Source organism: Roseicyclus marinus, assembly GCF_036322625.1.
In the GTDB taxonomy this organism is placed as follows: Bacteria; Pseudomonadota; Alphaproteobacteria; order Rhodobacterales; family Rhodobacteraceae; genus Roseicyclus; species Roseicyclus marinus_A.
In genome coordinates, this window is the sequence record NZ_AP027266.1 from 3,366,967 (window position 1) to 3,382,825 (window position 15,859).

The 15,859-nt window shown below is 62.8% G+C and carries 15 protein-coding genes; 9 read left to right on the forward strand and 6 right to left on the reverse strand.

Translation table 11 applies throughout. The features are described from left to right. Positions 1-541 precede the first annotated feature (541 nt). Entirely contained in the window at positions 542-1,327 is a 786-nt protein-coding gene (locus AABA51_RS16220; protein ID WP_338273143.1) for a helix-turn-helix transcriptional regulator, read from the reverse strand. Positions 1,328-1,452: 125 nt separating this feature from the next. On the opposite strand from AABA51_RS16220, the gene AABA51_RS16225 reads away from it, so the two are divergent. The 9 genes from AABA51_RS16225 (at position 1,453) to AABA51_RS16265 (ending at position 9,492) form a co-directional block, all read left to right on the forward strand. After that, positions 1,453-2,298 carry a LytTR family DNA-binding domain-containing protein gene (locus AABA51_RS16225; RefSeq protein ID WP_338273144.1) on the forward strand — a complete coding sequence of 282 codons (846 nt, stop codon included), beginning with the start codon at positions 1,453-1,455 and terminating at the stop codon, positions 2,296-2,298. A gap of 50 nt (positions 2,299-2,348) precedes the next feature. Beyond that, positions 2,349-3,119 (forward strand): LytTR family DNA-binding domain-containing protein, encoded by a 771-nt coding sequence (locus tag AABA51_RS16230; protein ID WP_338273145.1) that lies wholly within the window; start codon positions 2,349-2,351, stop codon positions 3,117-3,119. Between the two features lie 281 nt (positions 3,120-3,400). After that, positions 3,401-5,515, forward strand: a complete 2,115-nt coding sequence (locus tag AABA51_RS16235; protein ID WP_338273146.1) for a Hint domain-containing protein — start codon at positions 3,401-3,403, stop codon at positions 5,513-5,515. Positions 5,516-5,669: 154 nt separating this feature from the next. Continuing rightward, a complete protein-coding gene (locus AABA51_RS16240) occupies positions 5,670-6,281 on the forward strand; it encodes a ribonuclease D (protein WP_338273147.1) in 612 nt (203 codons plus the stop codon). 7 nt (positions 6,282-6,288) lie between these two features. Continuing rightward, entirely contained in the window at positions 6,289-6,885 is a 597-nt protein-coding gene (lptC, locus tag AABA51_RS16245; RefSeq protein WP_338273148.1) for an LPS export ABC transporter periplasmic protein LptC, read from the forward strand. 9 nt (positions 6,886-6,894) lie between these two features. Next, positions 6,895-7,392 carry an LptA/OstA family protein gene (locus AABA51_RS16250; protein WP_338273149.1) on the forward strand — a complete coding sequence of 166 codons (498 nt, stop codon included), beginning with the start codon at positions 6,895-6,897 and terminating at the stop codon, positions 7,390-7,392. After that, positions 7,389-8,150, forward strand: coding sequence for an LPS export ABC transporter ATP-binding protein (gene lptB / locus AABA51_RS16255; protein ID WP_338273150.1), 762 nt, complete (start codon positions 7,389-7,391; stop codon positions 8,148-8,150). Before AABA51_RS16250 ends, lptB begins: the two co-directional genes overlap by 4 nt. Before the next feature lie 224 nt (positions 8,151-8,374). After that, positions 8,375-8,950 (forward strand): ribosome hibernation-promoting factor, HPF/YfiA family, encoded by a 576-nt coding sequence (hpf, locus tag AABA51_RS16260; protein ID WP_338273151.1) that lies wholly within the window; start codon positions 8,375-8,377, stop codon positions 8,948-8,950. Between the two features lie 77 nt (positions 8,951-9,027). Continuing rightward, the gene (locus AABA51_RS16265; RefSeq protein ID WP_338273152.1) at positions 9,028-9,492 is read left to right on the forward strand and encodes a PTS sugar transporter subunit IIA; all 465 of its coding nucleotides are present in this window, start codon (positions 9,028-9,030) and stop codon (positions 9,490-9,492) included. Between the two features lie 3 nt (positions 9,493-9,495). Here the strand turns inward: AABA51_RS16265 and AABA51_RS16270 are convergent, their stop codons facing one another. From AABA51_RS16270 to galU, 5 genes are all read right to left on the reverse strand, one after another. Further along, a complete protein-coding gene (locus AABA51_RS16270) occupies positions 9,496-10,932 on the reverse strand; it encodes a nodulation protein NodH (RefSeq protein WP_338273153.1) in 1,437 nt (478 codons plus the stop codon). A gap of 3 nt (positions 10,933-10,935) precedes the next feature. Further along, positions 10,936-12,636, reverse strand: a complete 1,701-nt coding sequence (locus AABA51_RS16275; protein WP_338273154.1) for a beta-1,6-N-acetylglucosaminyltransferase — start codon at positions 12,634-12,636, stop codon at positions 10,936-10,938. After that, positions 12,633-13,643, reverse strand: a complete 1,011-nt coding sequence (locus tag AABA51_RS16280; RefSeq protein ID WP_338273155.1) for a glycosyltransferase family 2 protein — start codon at positions 13,641-13,643, stop codon at positions 12,633-12,635. The genes AABA51_RS16275 and AABA51_RS16280 overlap by 4 nt, the downstream gene beginning before the upstream one ends. A 12-nt stretch (positions 13,644-13,655) precedes the next feature. After that, the gene (locus tag AABA51_RS16285) at positions 13,656-14,543 is read right to left on the reverse strand and encodes a glycosyltransferase (RefSeq protein WP_338273156.1); all 888 of its coding nucleotides are present in this window, start codon (positions 14,541-14,543) and stop codon (positions 13,656-13,658) included. A gap of 362 nt (positions 14,544-14,905) precedes the next feature. Next, positions 14,906-15,799 (reverse strand): UTP--glucose-1-phosphate uridylyltransferase GalU, encoded by an 894-nt coding sequence (gene galU / locus AABA51_RS16290; RefSeq protein ID WP_338273157.1) that lies wholly within the window; start codon positions 15,797-15,799, stop codon positions 14,906-14,908. Positions 15,800-15,859 lie beyond the last annotated feature (60 nt).

A 15,859-nucleotide genomic window follows, 5' to 3' on the forward strand; every position in this document is an offset into this window, starting at 1 on the left:
GGCAGCCGGTTACACACACATCCCGCTGCCATGGTCCCCCAACCCTGGCGACGGGTTCACTTGATAAGGATCAACACTCGCCGATGATTCTGGCTTTTTCAGGTCCTTCAGACCGAATCTAACGCCACGACTATCGAGATGTGTAATCCTTGTCTCTTTCGAGATGCCGCGCAATCGATCGCGAGTCCAATGTTTTCATTCCCGAATTCAGATCGAGCGGCCCTGACCTGCGTCCTGTCGCCCCTGAGGGGCCGGACAGACGCCTCTGCGGCAAGGGACGAAAACACATTTTCTAAAATTTTTACAAATAGTTAGATGTTAACCACGATGACTGCCGCCGCTTTGGTTTCCGGTCTGGAAATAGTCTGACGCGATTATGGAAATCCACCGCTTGAGCAGACCGGTTCCGAAAACCGGAACAAGGATTCCGCCCGCGAACCCTCCGCCCAGCTGCGAAATCTTCGGCTTGGTTCCGGTTTCCGGTCCAAGAAATCGAGGCTCTTGTCCGTCAAGATGACCGGGACGCAGCGCTGTGGCGCAGCTAGGCACCGACTGTCGATTCCCTGGAAACACCCACCAACGCAGGCACCTGCCCGCGCAACGCATCAAATGCCGCGATCAGATCCTCTCGGCGCACCCCTGCGCCGCGCGCCCCGAACCTCAGGGCCGCAGGCGTTCCCATGGACCCACGGACAGAAACGAATAGAACCCGGCCATCCCCGCCCCAATACAGGCGGGCCGGATCACCCGACCTGTATCGCCGCGCCAAGCCGCGCAAGGCGTCGGGGTCCATCGTATGGCTGGCCTGCTGCAGATATCGGTCGAGTTGGGGTCCCGTCATGGCCGCAAGCACCGCCAGCCAAAGCGTCTCGTCCTCCGTATCGATCGGATGGGCCGCCGCCGTCATCCGGCGGGTCGTCTCGTATAGCTCAATCGCGCCCTTCGCATCCGTCGCGAACAGGTCGACATGAACGCCATGCGCTTGCGCGACCATGGTCATCGCATCGGTCAGCGGTGCGAATTCCGCATCGGCGAAATGCGCGGCGGCAAAGATGTCATCCAGGCGATGATCAAGCTCGATCACCCGCCCGCCATGCCGCAGCCGCACCCAACCGCTTTCCTTCAACGTCGCGACAAGCCGCCAGGTCGCCGTCTTGGAAATCCCCAACTCGCGCCTGAGCGCCTCGTAGGTCATGGGCCCAAGCGCCGCGATCTTCTCGACGGCAAGCAGGACACGGGACGAGGGCGACAGATCATCCGACGGCGCATCGACCTTCACAGTCTGGTCCGGGACATCCGATCCGAACCGTCTTGAACGCGTCACCATGAATCACGATCCTTAACACAATGCGCCGCAACACCGTTGCCCTAGGCGTCAACGGGCATTAACGGACGTGACGAAAGCTTCGCCGCGCGATTGCGCAGCGTAAAGCAATAGGGACCACGCAGCCGATGAAAGCAGAACCATCAGACCGTGAACTGGCCCTTTGCTTCGTGAACGGGTCTCCCTGCGCTCTCTCGGTTCGTGAATTGGCAGATCTGGTCCACCACAAGGCGGTCGTGACCACGCTGATGATCCTGGCCCTGCTCTTGGCGACCAACGCAGGCGATCAGGCGCTCGGCCATATCCCGATCTGGGCCCGGCTCCTTCTGAATGCCTTTTCGGTCGCGGTCTTCCTCATCATCTTTCCGGCTCTGCTGTCCGAGGCGCAGAAATTCGCGATCCGGCGGGGCTGGCGTCATGTCCATGAACCCCTTGTCACGATCCCGACGGCCATCCTCGTGACCCTCGCGTCCGAGGCTCTGGCGGTGGTCCTTGTCGGCGACCGCATCCTTGTCCAACGGGACCTCGCCCTGAAGCTGATGATCGGGATCGTCTTTTGGGAAGTCGTCGTGAACATCCTGATGCTCTACGTGATGCCCGCCATCGACCGCGACGCGCCGGAAGCGCCTTCGGACGACGCCGGGGCCGAAAGCGCCGGGCGCGTGCAGGTCGGATCGCGGCTTGTGGATCCCGCAGCCGTGTTGCGTGCCGAAAGCGACGATCATTTCGTCGTTCTGCACACGGAAACGGAACAACTCCGCATCCATTGCCGGTTCCGCGATGCCGAGGCCGCCTTGCAAACGCATGGCATGGCGGTCCACCGCAGCCATTGGGTCGCCTACGGGCAACTCGGACCCGTGACGCGAAAGGGCCGCAGCCTGTTCATGCAGACCCTGTCCGGCGACACGGTGCCGGTCGCACGCGACCGCCGCTCCGCGGTCGAAGACGCGCGTGCGGGGCTCGGGGCGCGATGATCCGGTCAAAGCACATACTGGGCCCATCCATCCCGACCAGTGAAGATCGCGTGGCGCATGTGACGCGCTCCCCGCGCTTCCTCGCCTATATGTCCCTGTTCGGAGTGCTCGCCGCACTCAGGCATCCGGCAACGGCCCTGTCGGCGGCACCGGTCACGGTTCAGATCATCTTCTGGGCCATCGGCTTCGTCGTCTTCAGCGTTGCCTACAGTTTCTGGACTGTCGTGGTTTTCCGGGCCTCGATGCGCCTGAAGCGCAGCACGATGAGCGAAGCGCTCGTCATGTTGATCGTCACCGTGCAATCCTGCGCCGTCCTGGTTCCGGTCGCATTCCTGCTCGGCATCGAGCTTGACGCCGGCGAGATCATCCGCTTCGCGCTCTTCTGCTTCCTGCTGTTCGAGGTCGGGGCCTATGTCTACATCGCATGGGCCGATCGCATCCTGTTCCCCGAAGTCTACCAAAGCGCCAGCCCCGCGCCGGACCGCGCACCGGGGCTCGAGATCTTCTTTCGGGGAACCGACCTTCCGGTGTCAGAGCTTGAAACGATCTCCGCCCGCGACAACGGGATCGAGGTGACCGGCCTCGGCCGAAGCCTCTTCGTCGATCGCCGGTTCGGCGGGGCGGTCGCCGAATTGCCCGTCGACCTCGGGTTCAAGATCCACCGGTCCGTCTGGGTTTCGCTCAAGGTCGCCACGAATGTCATCCGTGAGGATCGGACCCTTCTGGTGGTTCTGCCGGACGGTCGACGCCTGCCCGTCGCCAGGTCCCGCCAGCAGGAATTCGAAAACTGGCTTCAGCTCGTGGCACGCGAAAAAACCTGAATCCGCTTTACCATCCGTTAACGTGCAGGCCCCCTGCGTTAGGGGAAAATTATATCCCTTCCGTCAACGATACGCCTGATTTCCGCCCCATTCAGACGATTTAGTGAACTCCGAAACGCGTGTCCCCCCGCCCGCTCGTGCGAACGACGAAGGCCAAAGGTCCGCGCATCATCATGGGTGGAGAATTCGGCACGATGCGTGGCGCCATGGAGCAGATGAAAAGCGATGCGGCACATCCCGTGACCGCCAGCCCGATCCTGCGCCCAAAAAGGACCCGATAAATGGCCTTTATCGTCGGAACGGCAGGCAACGACACGCTGAACGGCACCAGTGGTGCCGACACGATCCTTGCGCTCGAGGGCAATGATGTCGTTTCGGCCGGAGATGGCGCGGATCTCGTCGACGGTGGCGCGGGCAATGACCTGCTGGACGGCGGAATAGGCAACGACACCCTTCTGGGCGGCTTCGGCAACGACACCTTGCTTGCAGGGTTCGGCAGCGACAGCTTCTCGGGCGGGGATGGGATCGACACCTACCAGATCGCCGGAACCGCCGTCGATGCTTTCGCCTTCAACATCAACCTTCAGACCGGCACGGACACGTTCGGCAATACCTATTCCGGCATCGAAGTGGTCGTGGGCGGCAGCCAGAACGACACCGTGATCGGCAATGACGCGGTGAACGAACGGCTCGACGGCGGCAGCGGCAACGACAGCCTGTCGGGCGGCGGCGGCAACGATACGTTGTTGGGCGGGCTTGGTGATGACCAGCTCTTTGGCGGCACCGGGACCGACAGCCTTGACGGCGGCAGCGGCAACGACACGCTCAGCGGCGGCGAGGGCAATGACACGCTGTTCGGGGGCGTCGGAAACGACAGCCTGATCGGCGGCGACGGCAATGACCTGTTGGTCGGCGGGGATGGCGCGGACACGCTGATCGGCGGGGCCGGCAATGACCAGCTCCGGGGCAATGCCGGAACCGACCTGATCGACGCGGGCGACGGCAACGACCAGATCGTCATCGACGGGTTCGATACGGCTTTCGGCGGCGCAGGGGACGACACGTTCTTCCTCGATCCCGGCGTCATCGGCATTAACGACAACATGACCATCGCGGGCGGCGAGACGGGCGAAACCTCGGGCGATGTGCTGGACCTGTCGGTCAGCCTCGACGCGCTGCGCATCACCTATGGCACGAATGGCGAAGGGGGCACGGTCAACGGGATCGACACCGACACCGGGACCGATCTCACCTTCATCGAGATTGAGCGCGTCATCGCGACGGACGAGAACGACACCATCGATGGGGTCCTCGCGACCAGCGGGATCAATGTCGAAACCCGTGGCGGCGATGACCTGATCTTCACGGGCAGCGGCAACGACACGATCGACGCGGGCGCGGGCAATGACTTCGTCTTTGCCGGTGCGGGCGATGACGTCATCACCGGCGGCGCAGGCAACGACGCGCTGTTCGGCGAAGCGGGCGATGACCTGCTGATCGCGGGCGCGGGCGATGCCGTCGATGCCGGGGCGGGCGACGATACCATCGGCTTCGATCCGTCCCTGTCCGGCACCACCGCCATCAGCGTCACCGGGGGCGAAAGCGACGAGGATGAAGGCGGCGATGCCCTCAGCCTCGATGGATTGACCAATTTCTCGATCACCTGGACCGGCGGCGACAAGAGCAGCGAAAGCGGCACGCTGACCTATCTGAATTCCAGCGGCCAGACGGTGACGGTCAACTTCACCGAGATCGAGCGGGTGATCTGCTTTGCACGTGGCACGCTGATCCAGACGGAACGGGGCGAGGTGCCGGTGCAGGATCTGCGGCTCGGCGATATGGTCCTGACCGCCGATCACGGAATGCAGCCGGTGCGTTGGCTTGCGGTGCGGCGTCTGTCGGCGGGCGATCTGGCAGGCGCGCCCCATCTGCGCCCGATCCGCATCCGGGCGGGCGTCTTGGGCCCCGACCTGCCGCGCCGGGACCTTATCGTCTCGCCACAGCACCGCATTCTCGTGCGCTCGAAGGTAGCCCAGCGCATGTTCGGCAGCCCCGAGGTGCTGGTCGCGGCACGCCAGCTGCTGGAGCTGGACGGGGTCGACGTGATCGAAGACGGCCGTGGCGTCGACTACTGGCATTTCATGTGTGACCGCCACGAGGTCGTGCGTGCCGAAGGGCTGGAGGCAGAGACGCTCTTCACCGGACCCGAGGCGCTGAAGGCGATCCCGCAAGAATGCCGCGACGAGCTTTTCACCCTCTTTCCAGAGCTCGGCGCAAGCAAGCGGCCCCGTTCCATCCCCGCCCGCCCCTTGCCCAAGGGATCGGCCTGCCGCCGGTTGGTGGCCCGCCATATCCGGAACAACAAACCCCTCGTCGGCTGTCGGCTTTCGGGGTGAACCCGGGCGCGGCTTGGCGCGGGCCCGGCGATATTGCCCTGAACCTTTCGATATGCGATCTGGGGTGATCTTGCGCAGGGGGCTCCCCTGCGGGCACGACACGCACCGCCAACGGGCCTTGGATGCACCGACAGCGGTTGAAAAGGACGACATCGTGGCAATTCACCTCTACCAGAACGATCTGCCGGACGGGCTCCATCTCGGGCCCATCGTTGCCATCGATTGCGAAACCATGGGGCTGAACCCGCACCGGGACCGGCTTTGCGTGGTGCAGCTGTCCTCGGGTGATGGCGACGCACATCTGGTGCAGGTCGAAAAGGGCCAGACCGAGGCCCCGAACCTTGCCCGCATGTTGCGCGACCCCGAGGTTCTGAAGCTGTTCCATTTCGGCCGTTTCGACATCGCGGTGATGTATCACGCCTTTGGTGCACTGGCGGCACCCGTATATTGCACCAAGATCGCCTCGAAACTCGTGCGGACCTTCACCGACCGGCATGGGCTGAAATACCTGTTGCAGGAACTGGTCGAGGTCGACATTTCCAAGCAACAGCAGACATCGGATTGGGGCGCCGCGACCCTGACCGAGGCGCAAAAGGCCTATGCCGCGTCCGATGTTCTCTATCTTCACAAGCTCAAGACCGCGCTGGACGCGATGCTGGCGCGGGAGGGCCGCACCGAAATGGCGCAGGCCTGTTTCGACTTCCTGCCGACCCGCGCCAAGCTGGATCTTGCGGGCTGGCCCGAGATCGACATCTTCGCCCATTAGGGTCCGGATGGCGGGGGCGAACACATATTCGACGATCGTCGCCTGGCTTAAGGTGGCCCTGCCGCTCGCGGCGCTTGCGCTTTTGTCGACGCTGTTCCTGTTGTCCCGCACGCCCGATCCCGATGCGGCACTGCCCTACACGGATCTGGATGTCGAACAATTGCTGCGCGAACAGCGCCTGTCGCGGCCGCGCTTTGCCGGAACGCTCGATGACGGGCGCGAGGTGACGCTGGTGGGCGATACCGCCGCCTCGGCAGTCGACGACCCCAACACCATCGCCATGACGGCCGTCGAAAGCCGGGTGATCCTGTCCGAGGAGTCAGAGCTTTTGCTGACGGCGGACCAGGGCGATTTCTTCATGGGCCAACAACTTGTCGTGCTCGAAGGGTCGGTGCATGCCCTGACGACGCAGGGCTACCAGATGGACACAGCGCAGGCGACATTCGCCATGGACACGCTGCATCTTGTGGCGCCCGGGGCGGTCGTGCTGACAGCGCCGGGGCTTTTGATCGAGGCGGGCGCGATGGAAATGGTCGGCCCGGAAGGCGCGGTTTTCCTGAGTTTCAACGGCGGCGTTCGGCTGCTATACGAACCGGGAGATTGAGGAAAAGCCATGTTGCCGCGCCTGATCACGAGACCGGCCCTTCTTGCCGCCTTCATCGCCCTTGCCGCCCCCGCAGGCGCACAGGTCGCGGTGGGCTTCGGCGGCGTTCCGCATGATTCATCGCAACCGGTCGAGGTTACGGCGGATACGCTGCGCGTGAACGAAACCACCGGTAACGCCATTTTCGAGGGCAATGTGATCGTAGTGCAGGGTGACCTGCGCATGGTCGCACGCCGGATCGAGGTCATCTACACCGTCACGGATGGCAATCGACAGGTCGAGGATGTGGTGGCGACAGGCGGTGTTCTGGTGACCCGCGGAACCGACGCCGCCGAGGGGGATGAAGCCATCTACGAGGTGCAGACCGCCTACCTGACCATGATCGGCAATGTTCTGGTGACACAGGGCCCCAGCACGGTCGCGGGCGACCGGATGGAGGTCGACATGACCACCGGCATCGGAACAGTCGACGGTCGCGTGCGCACCGTCCTGGAAGGCGGACAGTGACAGAGCGCCCGGATCTCAAGGTGACCGATGGCGGTCAGGGCCTCGTGGTCGAAAAGCTGCGCAAGGGCTACCGGAAACGCCCGGTCATCCGCGACGTGTCGCTGCGGCTGGCCCGGGGCGAGGTCGTGGCGCTTCTGGGCCCGAACGGATCGGGCAAGACCACATCGTTCTACTGCATTGCGGGGCTGATCACGCCCGACGGCGGCACGGTCACCATCGACGGGCAGGATGTCACGCTGTTTCCGATGTATCGCCGCGCGCGCGCCGGGATCGGCTACCTACCTCAGGAAATGTCGATCTTTCGCGGCCTGTCGGTCGAAGACAACATCATGGCGATTCTCGAGGTGGTGGAACCGGACCGCAAGACGCGGCAGGACCGGCTCGAGGATCTGCTGTCGGAATTCTCGATCGGGCATCTGCGCCGTGCGCAGGCGCTGTCCCTGTCGGGGGGCGAACGGCGCAGGGCCGAAATCGCGCGCTGCCTGGCCTCCAATCCCCGCTACGTGCTGCTGGACGAACCCTTTGCCGGTGTCGATCCGATTGCCGTGGGCGATATCCGCCATCTCGTGCAGGATCTGAAGACGCGGGGAATCGGCGTTCTGATCACCGATCACAACGTCCGCGAAACGCTGGAAATCGTCGATCGCGCCTACATCCTGCACGAGGGCACGATCATCAAATCGGGCACCGCCGACGAGGTTGTGCGCGATGAAACGGTGCGGCGTGTCTACCTTGGGCAGAGCTTCCGGATCTCGTGACGGGTGGCTTCTGCTTTACGTTGACAACCCGCCCCATGCCGTCGCCTAATGGTGGTGATGTTCGCGTTTGCTTCATCCCTGATCCATGCGTCCGGAACCCGGATGCGGGGCCGCGAAACCGGCCCTTGGATCGACCATAATCGAATCGGACCGGACATCCTTTCGCGCGGGGCAGGCCGCCCATATCGGGCCAGCACCCCGCGTGCCCGAGGTGCGGAGGACCCATGCGCTATCAAATCAGTGGCAAACAGATCGACATCGGCGAAGCGCTGCAGACCCATGTGAAGGACACGCTCGGCGCAGCCGTCGGCAAATATTCCGAGCGTCCGACCGATGCGACCGTGATCTTCTCGAAATCCGGTCCGGAATTCGTGTGCGAAGCGACCGTCCACCTGTCCACCGGCCTGACGGCCTCGGCCAAGGGCCATGCGCACGAAATCTACGCCGCCTTCGACGCCACCAGCGAAAAGATGGAAAAGCAGCTGCGCCGCTACAAGCGCCGGCTCAAGGATCATCACCGGGATCGCCAGCAGCCCGTTGAAACCCTTGACGCGCCGATGTATGTGCTCGCCGCGTCGGGCCATGACGAGGAAGATCACGAGCCCGCCGACCTGCAACCGATCATCGTGGCCGAGATGGAGACAAAGATCCCCTCGCTCAGCGTCGGTGAAGCGGTGATGCAGATGGAATTGTCCGGGTCGCCCGTATTGGTGTTCCGGAACGAAAAGCACAGCGGGGTGAATGTCGTCTACCGGCGCGAGGACGGAAACGTCGGCTGGGTAGACCCCCGTATGGAATGACCACCTCGGCGGCGTGGCGCTTGTGAGCCCACGCCGCCGGCACCAGACCCCGGATCGCGGGTCTCGAAAGGGATGGGATGAACCTGTCATCGCTGTTGAAGCCGCGCGCCGTGAAGGTGCTGAGCGACGTGACCAGCAAGAAGCGCCTGATGCAGGCCATCGCCGATCAGGCGCATGACCTGATCGGCCTGCCCAGCAGCCAGATCTTCGACGCGCTGCAGGAACGTGAAAGCCTTGGGCCGACGGGCGTGGGCCATGGCGTCGCGCTGCCGCACGCGCGGCTCTCCGACCTGACAGAGGTTCACGGCGCATTCCTGCGGCTCGAGCGGCCGATCGATTTCGATGCCGCCGATCGCCAGCCTGTCGATCTTGTCTTTGCGCTCTTCGCCCCGGCAGACAGCGGTGTGGACCACCTCAAGGCCCTGGCGCTGGTATCGCGGACGCTGCGCGACCCGGCCTTGTGCGCCAAGCTGCGGGCGAATGCCGATCCGGCGACCCTGCATACCCTTTTGACCGATCACGAATCTATCCAGGCCGCCTGACACCTACCGCCGGTTCCACCGCGGGAAACCCAGCGTCAGGTAATCGCGCCTGTAGGCGTCGATCGCCGCCTTTTCGATCTTGCCGTCATAGATGTCATCCAAGGGGATCGCGCCGGGAATCACCTCGGCGCGGGGCGCGGGCGTATCGGCGACCCCCACCGCGCGCGCCAATTCCGGCAAGGCGCTCGCCATATCCTCTTCGGCGATCAGGGCATGGGGCGTCAGAACCTGCGCCATCCCCTGAAGGATTGCCGCCTGCGAAGCCCAGGCCGCATCGATGCGCACGCTGGTCTGCCCATCGAGGTTTGGCTTGAGAAACTCGAGGAACGCCTGAAACGCCGCCCTTTGCTGGGAGACGGTCCAATCCGGGCCCGGGGCCTTTCCGGGGATCGGCAGGTTGTAGCGTTGCCGCATGACCTTGCGCGCATCCTCGAACGCGGCGCGGTCATCGGGCAGGATGAACCGGCAAAACGTATTGTAGGCGCGCTTCACCGGATGGCGCAGAACGCTGAAACTGCGATAGCCGGGATGGTCCTTCATCCATTGCCGCAATTCCTTTTGCGACAGGCGGCGCAAAAGCGCGTCGCGCCCCACCCCGCCGATCTCGCCCATCCAGTCGAGCACGGCCTGTTCCGGCGCCCCCTTGAGCGGCAGAAACAAAAGCCCCGCCGTCGGATGGGCCACGAAACCCGGCACCGCCGCGCCACGTGTCGGTTCGGCATCCGGGCTGGCCGTCAGGCCGAAACGATCGACATCGCGCAAGGCTTCGACCATCTCGTCGTAATTCTCGACCTTGTCGGCCAGGTCGCCGGGGTTCTGGCGCTTGAGCTTTTTCGAGGCGCTGTCCACCCGTCCCTCTGATCCGAGGAACCCGGCAAGCCCGTTCAGAACATCGGGATCGTTGATATCTTCGTAACGGATGTGAAAGGCCGTCTGGCCCGTCACCTGTAGCCCGCGCCGCAACCGATCCTGGAATCGCGCCAGCCGATCCATCAGCTCGGCGAATTCATCGACGTCAAAGACGATCTTGGCCTCTTTGCGGTTCTTGGCATCGGTCAGCCGCCATTGGCCCGTGGCCGTTGCGATCTTGCGGCTCACATAGCTGTCGAGCGGATTGCGCGTCAGGATCACCTTGGCGATGCGGGGATCGGGCAGGATGCGCTCGACCACCCGGTCGTCATGGTCGTGAAACAACCGAAATCCGGGCAAGCCCTGCGTCTGGGCGATCATCGCATCGAGCAGGCCCACGGGATCGGTCTCGCGGCGGGCCATGTCGAACCCGAACAGCTCGAACCGGTTGTGATGACCAAGAAAGGTGGGGTTGTAGACCTCGCCGTGACAGGTGATGTCGGGCAGCGCGTTCAGGCTGTCTTCGAGGTAGTTCGACCCTGTCCGCATCTCGGCGAAAAGCACAAAGGCATCAAAACGGCGACGGGCCATGGTTCAACGCACCAGATAGGGTCTGTTTCGATCAGCAGGCGGGCGATGCGTGCCATCGCTTTGCGGGAAATCGCCGACCGTCACGGGGTTCAGACCCTGGTTCTTCAGGGCTTGCAGAAAGGTCCCGAAGCCACTGAGGTTGACCATGCGCGGCGCAGCCGTCAGGCGCAGGGCATTGGCGCCCTCCATCGCGTCGAGGATGCCCTGAAGGTTCTCCATCGGTTCTTCGATGAATTCCGCCAGCGTCCAGATGCGGATATCCGCGCGGCTGCGCACATGGCGCAACGTGTTGACGAATTCGATCTCCCGGCGCTGCATCAAGGCCGCTTCCGCCCGGATTTCCGAGAAATTGCGGTTGGACTGGAACAACCGCACCGCCCACGCCCCCGAAATGACCGAGATCTGGGCATTGGCGTCGATGGCCATGAAGGCACCCGGGCGCTGGTTGTCGGCAGGTCCGAACATGAAAACCTGCCTCTCACCCCGCGTGTTCCAGATCAGGTTGGTCAGGAACGCCTCGGGGTTGTAGTCGCGCAGCTTGGCATTGGCCGACAGGCATCCGTTGTAGATCGGAACATCGCCGGCAAATCGGACGCGCATCGGATCGAACAGGTTGCCATGGACGGCGGAGCCGATCCGCCGGGTCAGCCAACCCTCGAAATCCTCGAACAGGTCGTTGAAACCGTGAAACACCGAATAGGGCGCGGCTGTCTTTCCGTTTTCCCAATCGGGGTTCGGAAAGCGGCTGTGCATGTAAAGACCGGGCCGCCCGCGCGTCCGACGCTCCAGCGCCTTGGAAAAGACGCGGTCGATCTTGCCCGGCGCGGGTTCCGCCATGCGGGTGCCGGTCACGTCATCGTTGAGAAAGGTCGCATACAGGCGGTTGGCCTTGGGCCAGATCTTGCGCGCCACAAAGCAATCCGACCGCCGCAGCAGATGCAGGTGATCATCATAAAAGACATGCGGCTTGCCCTGGAAATCGAACTTGGACAGCGTCAGGGAGCGGCTTTCGATGGACCGGGAATAATTCCGCACCAAGGTCTGATAATAGCTTTCGTCCGGGATCCAGACGAGCTTGAAGAAATTCTCGATCTCCCGGCGGCGCGGATCTTCGAGGATTGCGGACAGGGTCTGCCGGGTCAGGCACCACCATTGACTGCCCAGATGGGGTGAGACGCCCTCGGGCATCGGGCGCTCCATCTTGAACCGGCGTTGAATTTCGACGAACCGGTCGAAAAAGAACCGCTGACGTTTCCACGAAAAGGGAAAGCGGAACTTGAAACGCTCGTCATTGAGACCGCCCACGGTCCAGTCGACATCCCGGATCGTGACGCTTTCGATGAAATCGGTCATCGGCCGCGCGGCAAGATAGGCCTGCAATTCATCGACCGGCCTGAGCGGCAGGCACGACCCCGACGCAAGATAGACATGCCGCACATCGGGAAACTCGTTGAGCAATATCTCGGCCGCGCCCTGCGATGCCGCGACAAGCGACCAGGTGCCCCATTCGCAGCGCAGCCTGCGCGTGAACCGCACATTGGGCAGATCGGCCAGATCCTTGCGAAACGCCTCGAAACTGTCGCGCGCGACCTGTTTGTCGACGTGGATGACGACGGGGCAATCCCGCTCGGCCCAATGCCGCGCCACCTGCGCCGCCCGGTGCAGCGCGGTATGGCACAGCATGATGAAGCCAAGACTGCTCATGCCCAGTTTCCCTTGGACATGAGGCCGAGGATCTCCAGCTGGCGCCAGTTGATGTAGCGTTCCGACCACTTGGTCCAGAAATCGGGGTTTTCGTTCAGACCCGCGTGATAGGCCCGATATTCCGCCGATGCCGCATAATGCTGGCGGCGTTCCAGCTCTTCGGCGGCTTTCGCGGTGAACGTGTCCAGAAACTTGGCATGCAGCAGCACGCCCGAGGTCTTTTCCCCGCCCCACTCGTCATAGACAAGGTTCAGGCCACGCGGCAGCAACATGTGCGTCGAACTGGCAAAGGCATAGCTCTTGTGCCACTTCACGAGCGGTATCTTGTTCAGCGCCGGGGCCTTGGCAGGCTGTTCCTGGAAAAAGGCCCGCGCGCGGGGACCGCCCTGGATCCACAGGTTGCCATAGGCCCAGTTGCGCTGGATCACGTAATTTCCCGGATCGAACCAGCAAGCGATCTCGAACGGGTCCTGCCCGTCGGAATAGGGCTGCGCCGTAAGCGGACCCTTGGGATACATGTCGAGGATCATCGCCCCGAAGCTCTTGATCGAGGAGGCGTCAAGCCAATCGGTCAGGGCGGGAATGGGCCGCGTATCGCTGAATGGATAGACAAGGAATTCATCGGGATCGACGATCAGGCACCAGCGTTTATGCCCGTAAAGCCGCAACAAGCGGTTGATCCAATCCATGCCGAACCGCGACCGCTTGTAGCTGGCGGGGGTCGTCCAGACCGAACAATCCGGCTGTTCCGCCAGGAATTCGCGCGACCCGTCATTGCTGTCGTTATCGACGAACAGAAAATGCGAAATCCCGCGATCACGATAGTAATTCAGGAAATACTTCAGACGGACACGTTCATTGCGCAGGGTGCAGAAACACAGAACGTCATTGGGCGCGATGCTATCCGTCCGGTCGGCGACCACACGCAACGAACGGCTTTTGCGCCAGGCGCGGACAAGGTATTTCTTGCGCTCAAGGCGCAATGCATACCGTCTCACCGCCTTCATCACTTGCCCCTTTTACGCGATCCCGGCCAAGGCACGGGCTACCGTTTGATGATGTTCACCCCATGAGCTTACCCGTGGTTGGGGCAAAACAGGTAATATTTCGATACCAAGACAGTGTCTTTTGATGGTTTCCGACCATAGATACGCATCACGGGCATCATGGTAAACGGCGCAATCGCCCAATGTTTTACGAAACACGGGCAAATCGCTGCATATGGGCAACGCCCCGGCCAGGGCCGCTTCGATCGGGGGATAGCCGAACCCTTCGGCAAGCGATGGAAAAAGCAGGGCGACGGCGCGGGACAGATGCGCGGCAACCTCCGCCTCGGGCAGGGGGCCGTGCAGGTGAAGGAACCGACCGCGCAACGGATGATGGGCCAAGCGGGCCATCAGATCTTCGACCTTCCAGCCTGTGGGGCCGATGATGTGCAGCTCCGGCATCCGGTCCTGCGGCAGGTCCCGCGCCAAAAGCTCCCAGACATCCAGCATCAGGGCATGGTTCTTGCGCGGCTCTATCGTGCCCAGCATGACAAAATGGCGCGGATCGCGCGGCCCTTCGCAGCGCTTCTGCGGCTCGATACCCAAGGGCGCGACGATGCTCGGCGGGCTGGCCAAATAGCGCTGCCAATGATCCTCCAGATCGCTCCGGGTCGCTTCCGAATTGCAGATGACCAGATCGGCATGGCGCCGCACGGTCTCGAGCCGGGCGGCGAACCGGCGCGGCATGTCATCGGCCACCAGATCGGGATGCGTGATCGGGATCAGATCATGGATCAGAACCGCAACACGCGCCGCAGGCGCGGCTGCGAACGCGCCCAAAGTGGCGCGCGACAGGTTCGAATGACCGAGGTTGAGATAGGTGAACCGGCCATCACCCGCCCGAGCGATCAGGCGACCCAACCCCACTGGCAAAGCCCGGTCAAGCGCCAGGGGCCGAAGCGCCGCTTCGACCCTATGCCGCGGATCAGACCCTTTTCCCAAAAGACGGGAAATACGGTCGCCCCGGTCGGGAAGCGGGCTTCCGGTAAAGAAAGACAAAAGACGCTCCGCCCCCCGATGATCGAGGAGCAAGTAGCCACGCGTTGAGCGGACAAGATACCGGGTGTCCGCACGGCGTTCGGCGGTCAGATGCTTCAACCAGGCGAATTCGACCCTGTCGACACCAGTCAACACGCCCCGTCCAGCCCGACTGACCAGCCGGGTCACATCCAACCACGTCGCGATCCCGCCCGGATCAGACATGCCCGGCCTGCGGAAGGTGGCTATTGCGCCGCGTTGCGCGATGCGACGAGATCGACGAGGAAATCCTTGAATTCATCGCGCAGATCCTCCCGCGCGAGGCCAAAGGCGACCGTCGCCTGAAGAAAGCCCGATTTGGACCCGCAATCAAAGCGCTGTCCGCGAAACCGGAACCCGTACACATTGTCGGAGGTCGCGATTTCCTGCGCGATGGCGTCGGTCAATTGCACCTCGCCGCCGGCCCCGGTCTTGATCCGGTTCAGGTTGTTCATGATCTCGGGCGTCAGGATGTACCGCCCGATCACCGCAAGGTTCGAGGGCGCGGTGCCCGAAGCGGGCTTTTCCACCATGCCCTTGACTGAAACGACCGATCCCATGTCTTCCTTGATGTCCAGAACACCATAGGCGTGGGTCTTGTCGGCCGGCACTTCCATGGCGGCGACCATGTTCCCGCCGATCTCGGCATGGGCTTCGACCATCTGTTGCAAACAGGGAGTTTCCGCCGCGATCACGTCATCGGGCAGGATGACGGCAAAGGGCTCATTCGCCAGCAACCGACGCGCACACCATACGGCATGACCAAGCCCAAGCGGCTTTTGCTGCCGGATATAGGCGATGGCCCCCGATTCCATCGTGGTCGCCTTCAGCGCCTCCAAGAGGTCCTTCTTGCCCTTCTTGCGCAAGGAGCTTTCGAGCTCGGGCGCGGCATCGAAGTAATCCTCAAGCGCGGATTTCCCGCGGCTGGTGACAAAGATGAATTCCTTGATCCCTGCGGCGCGCGCCTCGTCGATGGCGTATTGAATCAGCGGGCGATCGACCAAGGTCATGATTTCCTTGGGGATGGACTTCGTCGCGGGCAGGAACCGTGTTCCAAGACCGGCAACCGGGAAAATCGCTTTCGTTACGCGCCGCTTCATGTCTTTTCCTGTTCTCAGCTTGCTACGTCTACGCCTGTATCGCAGCCATGTTTAGCCCTT